Source organism: uncultured Campylobacter sp., assembly GCF_938045535.1.
Classification (GTDB): Bacteria; Campylobacterota; Campylobacteria; order Campylobacterales; family Campylobacteraceae; genus Campylobacter_B.
In genome coordinates this window covers 1-4,394 of the sequence record NZ_CALIMQ010000280.1, presented here as the reverse complement: position 1 = coordinate 4,394, position 4,394 = coordinate 1, and the positions used below count along the sequence as shown (strand labels likewise).

The 4,394-nt window shown below is 47.9% G+C and carries 4 protein-coding genes; 1 reads left to right on the top strand and 3 read right to left on the bottom strand.

What is annotated here, in order from left to right; translation table 11 throughout:
- Positions 1 to 462: 462 nt before the first annotated feature.
- The 3 genes from Q0095_RS08645 to Q0095_RS08635 form a co-directional block, all read right to left on the bottom strand.
- Positions 463 to 1,134, bottom strand: a complete 672-nt coding sequence (locus Q0095_RS08645) for a NapC/NirT family cytochrome c (RefSeq protein ID WP_297883140.1) — start codon at positions 1,132 to 1,134, stop codon at positions 463 to 465.
- Positions 1,131 to 1,562, bottom strand: a complete 432-nt coding sequence (locus Q0095_RS08640; RefSeq protein ID WP_291937344.1) for a cytochrome c3 family protein — start codon at positions 1,560 to 1,562, stop codon at positions 1,131 to 1,133. The genes Q0095_RS08645 and Q0095_RS08640 overlap by 4 nt, the downstream gene beginning before the upstream one ends.
- Positions 1,563 to 1,642: 80 nt before the next feature.
- Entirely contained in the window at positions 1,643 to 3,184 is a 1,542-nt protein-coding gene (locus Q0095_RS08635) for a flavocytochrome c (RefSeq protein WP_297883139.1), read from the bottom strand.
- A gap of 140 nt (positions 3,185 to 3,324) precedes the next feature.
- On the opposite strand from Q0095_RS08635, the gene Q0095_RS08630 reads away from it, so the two are divergent.
- A complete protein-coding gene (locus tag Q0095_RS08630; RefSeq protein ID WP_297883138.1) occupies positions 3,325 to 4,236 on the top strand; it encodes a LysR family transcriptional regulator in 912 nt (303 codons plus the stop codon).
- Positions 4,237 to 4,394: the final 158 nt, after the last annotated feature.

The window sequence follows — 4,394 nt, the reverse complement described above, 5'->3', positions numbered from 1 at the left end:
ATAATTATACTTACCATATAGCGCACTCAATCCATACTTCTCATCATCCTCTTTGGTGATGATTGCGTTTTCAAACGCCATCGCTTCCTCCTAAAATTTTAATTCGATTATACCCTCGATAATTTATGCTGGCCTTATGTTCTCATAACATGAGTATGAAATTTTAAGTTAGCACTATAGTAAGGCTCATAGAGATGCAAATTGTAAAGGTTTTTGTGGATACTTTTCGTTCACGAGCTGGCGAGTAAGAAGCGCATAAACTTAAGTTGCGAGTGGTTGGTTTAATATAGTCTGATAGATGAAATTTTAAATCGAGAATTCGAGGAAATTTTAAATCTAAAAGCCGATAAATTTAATAAACACTTCACAAAAACTTCGTCAAAATTTCAAAAATCCCGTCAAGGTCTCAGCTAAACCTCGGCGGAATTTTGAAATTTAGAAATTCTAGGATTTCAAGCGGCGTTATTTCTTCGCGCTAGAAGCGTCCATAAAGGCCTGCTCTTCGGCGCTCGGTTTATACTCGTCGCCGAAAAATTCCTTCTTCGCCTTGATCTTCTCCTGCATCATCTTCTTTTCGTAAATTTTATACGTCGGTCGCCAATACTCTAGGTAGTTGCGAAGCCCGATGCCGTGTCCCGCGCTTACGTGGCAGCTCGCGCATTTAAGCTCGCGCTCGGTGCCTAGGAGCTTTTTGTAGTGCGCGTGCATGCGTTGCGCCTGCTCGGAGGTGATCTTGCTGTCGATCACGGTGGCGTGGCAGCTCGTGCAGCCGTTGTCAAACACATAGTGCTCGCGCTCTTCGCGCCTTTTGTTCCAGTCGTATTTCTCAGGCTCGTCGAAGAAGTGCGAGTAGCCCTCCAGTACCCCGTTTTTGGCCTTTTGATAGACGTATTTTACGATATTGTCGTGCGGTAGGTGACAATCGACGCATTTGGCTTTGACGCCCGTTTTGCCCTTGCCCGAGTGGACGTCGTCTTGATAGGCGATCACCATCGGATCCATCTCGTGGCAGACGTCGCAGAATTTATCGGTGCTAGTTTTTTCAAGCGCGTAGTGCACCGGCACGACGACGAAAAACCCTATAATGCCGCTTATTAAGATGATAAGCGCTAGTAATTTTTTAGAAATTCTCATGGTGTCACCCCCATCCATTGCGGCACTTCGTGCTCGTGGCATTCGGTACACATATTCGTAGATGCCTTGTGCTCGTTGTGGCATTCGTCGCAGTATAGCGTAGGACCGTCGTGGACGGAGTTATGCGGATTAGCCTTAAGCGTATCCATAAATTTAAGCCTCAAAGCGAGCTGCTTTTTGTCGCCGTGGCAGCTGATACAGCCCTTGTCGCCGATACTTTTAAATTTAGACGGATCGCTTCCTTGATTTACGTGGCAATCGACGCAGTCAAACGCCAAATGCTCGTGATGAGGTTTGATTTTGTATTTTGCCCGAAGCTCATCTGAAACGACTATGTTCGTGGCGTTGGCGTCGTTGGCAGACGGCGCGCCGAACAAAGTCGCGATGATACAGCACAGAAAAAGCGCCGTAAAACTGAAATTTTTCATTTACAACCTTTTAGAAAACTGCCTTGCCGGCTCGCTTTTGCTACCCAGCAGGGCTTTAAAGAGCTTGCGCTCGGACCTAGTTAGGCGATCTGCTCGCCAGCGATCATTCCGAAAACTATGCAGTCGGTAATCGCGACGGTGCCTAAGCGGCTGGCGCCGTGAGTACCGCCGGTGATCTCGCCCGCAGCCCAGAGGCCTGGGATCGGCTTATTGGTTTTAGATGATAAGACCTCGGCTTTGGTGTTGATCTTTAGGCCGCCCATTGTATGGTGAGGCTTCGGCGAGAGGCGGATGACGTAGAAAGGTCCCGCTTCGTTGATCTCGCTAAGCGCGCTTTCTTGCTTGCCGAACTCGTCTTTTTTCGCCTTAACGCCTTCGTTGTATTTTTTGACGCTCTGCTTTAAAGCATCTGCGGGCACGCCGTATTTGCTAGCGATCTCATCTAGGCTTGCGCATTCGCCCACTAGCTTGCCGCTTGCCATGCCTTTTTGGATGATCTCTTCGCTTAGGTCTTTAAACGCCATTTTGGTATCGGCAAAGGTTATCGGATAGGCTTTTGGATCCTCGCGCAAAATTTTAAACTCGGCATCCGCGCGAGTCTTGCGATCTGCAAGCTCGTTCATAAAGCGTTTTCCCGTGCGCACGTCCACGGCGATACCGTATTTAAAGGTGCCTTGCTGAGTTAGGATCGGAGCGGTACCGAAGCCCTTCTCATCTGGGCTCGCCCACGGACCGAACTGGATCCAATCGACCTGCACCGGATACGCGCCGATCTCAAAGGCTTTTAGTAGCACGCCCGCGGTAGCTCCCGCGTGATTTGTGCTATCGACGTCATCAGGGATGCGCGGATCTTGAAGCTTGCGGAAAATTTTATCGCGGCAAAATCCGCCCGCTGCGAGCACTACGCCTTTTTTGGCTTTGAGCGTCTTTTTTGTGCCGCTCGTGTTTTCAAGATCGTCGCTGTAGAGATTCGGATCAAATTTATACTCCTCGCGGATCACGACGCCCGCCACGCGATCTCCGTCCATTACGAAATCGTCAAATTTTGCGCGGCGGCGAAGCTCGCAGCCCTTATCTTTTAGCGCTTCAAATTTTTCAAGCATCGGCTGGATGTAGCCAGAGCCGCTATCATTCGTCGTTAGCATCGAGCGCGCGACGCTGTGTCCGCCGAAGTGGGCGCAGTGATCCATCTTAAATTGCACGCCGCTATCGACGAGGAATTTAAACGCGTCCAAACCGCGATCGGCTAGGGTGCTTAAAAGCTCAGGATGGTTGATGCCAAGACCCGCCTTTAGGCAGTCATTCATAAATAGCTCTTTGCTGTCTTTGATGCCCGTTTTTTCCTGCACTGGGTTCATCGGCACGCTCATACCGCCGCCGTTGATGACGGAGTTTCCGCCGATACGACCCATCTTTTCCAGGATTAGCACTTTATTGCCTTTTTGCGCCGCTTTTAAACCTGCCGCAAGCCCTGCAAAACCGCTACCGATGATGATTACATCCCACTCCTCGTCAAATTTAACATCCTTTGCGTCCACCGCGCTTGCTTGCGCATTTACCGCGCCGAGTGCGAGCGCGCCGGCTCCTATCATACCCATTTTCAGTATGTCGCGTCTCTCCATATTTGCCCCTTTACTTAGAGATTTTTTAATCTTAAAGATTAATGTCGTAATTTTATATTAAATCTTTATGTAAGTCAAATGTTATTTGGTATATAATTTAATAGCTAAAGGCTATAAAATTTCAACCGAAGGGGTAAAAAATGAGCCTGCGACATATGGAATTTGCGGTAAAAATTTCGGAGCTTAAAAGCTTTACAAAAGCGGCGAGCGAGCTTGGAATCGCGCAACCGTCGCTTTCTAAGAGCATTATGCTTTTGGAAAAGGAGCTAGGGATCGAAATTTTTGATAGGAAAAACGGCCTTGAGCTTACATACGCGGGCGAAATTTACATCGCCAGAGCGAAAAATATGCTTAGGCTCAATAAGGAGCTAAATAACGAAATTCGCGGGCTTTCGTCGATCAAGACGGGCAAGCTCGTAATCGGCGCGACCTCGACCAGCTTTAAATTTATCGAAAAGATCATCGCGATGTTTTACAGTAGGTTTTCCAAAGCCGACATCAGGGTCGTGCACGCTCACTCCGAGCCCGCGCTCATCGAGATGTTAAAAAGCGGCGAACTTGACATCGTCTATGCCGCGCACTTCGGCGAGCTTTTCGCGGAGGGGCTTGAGTGCGAGTTTATAAAAAAGCGCAGGCTGCTTCTAAGCGTCTGCTCCTCTCATCCTGCGGTTTCGCAAGCGAGTATAAATTCTACCGAGAAATACCCTAAGATCGCACTTAGCGAGTTCAAATCCGATAAATTTGCAATCAGCAGTAAAATTTTAAAAAGCGAATCGAACTTTAAAAAGATCTTTGAAAACGCGGGCTTTACACCTCAAATTTTCTGCGACACCTCCTATCTGTACGTGGCTAACGCGATGGTCGCGGCAGGGCTTTGCGTGAGTTTCAGCTTCGCGCGGTACATTTTTGAGACGCAAAAGGACTATATCACGCTCTTTGACGTCGCGGATGAGCCGCTTTTGGACGTATCGTTTTCGGTCGTGTATAAAAAACCATCCAAGCTCGCAAAGGAATTTATAAAGATGATAAAAGCGGGCAAAAGCGGCGAGTAGGGCGGATCGGCGCGCAGATTTAATTTAATAACGCGCCGCAAGGGTTTAAATTTAAAAATGCACTGCATAGGTTTAAATTTAATAGCATGCTCCGAGACGCTGCGCCAAAGATCAACTTTTAAAATTTATCCCGCAACCTTATTTTTTAAATTCCGGTT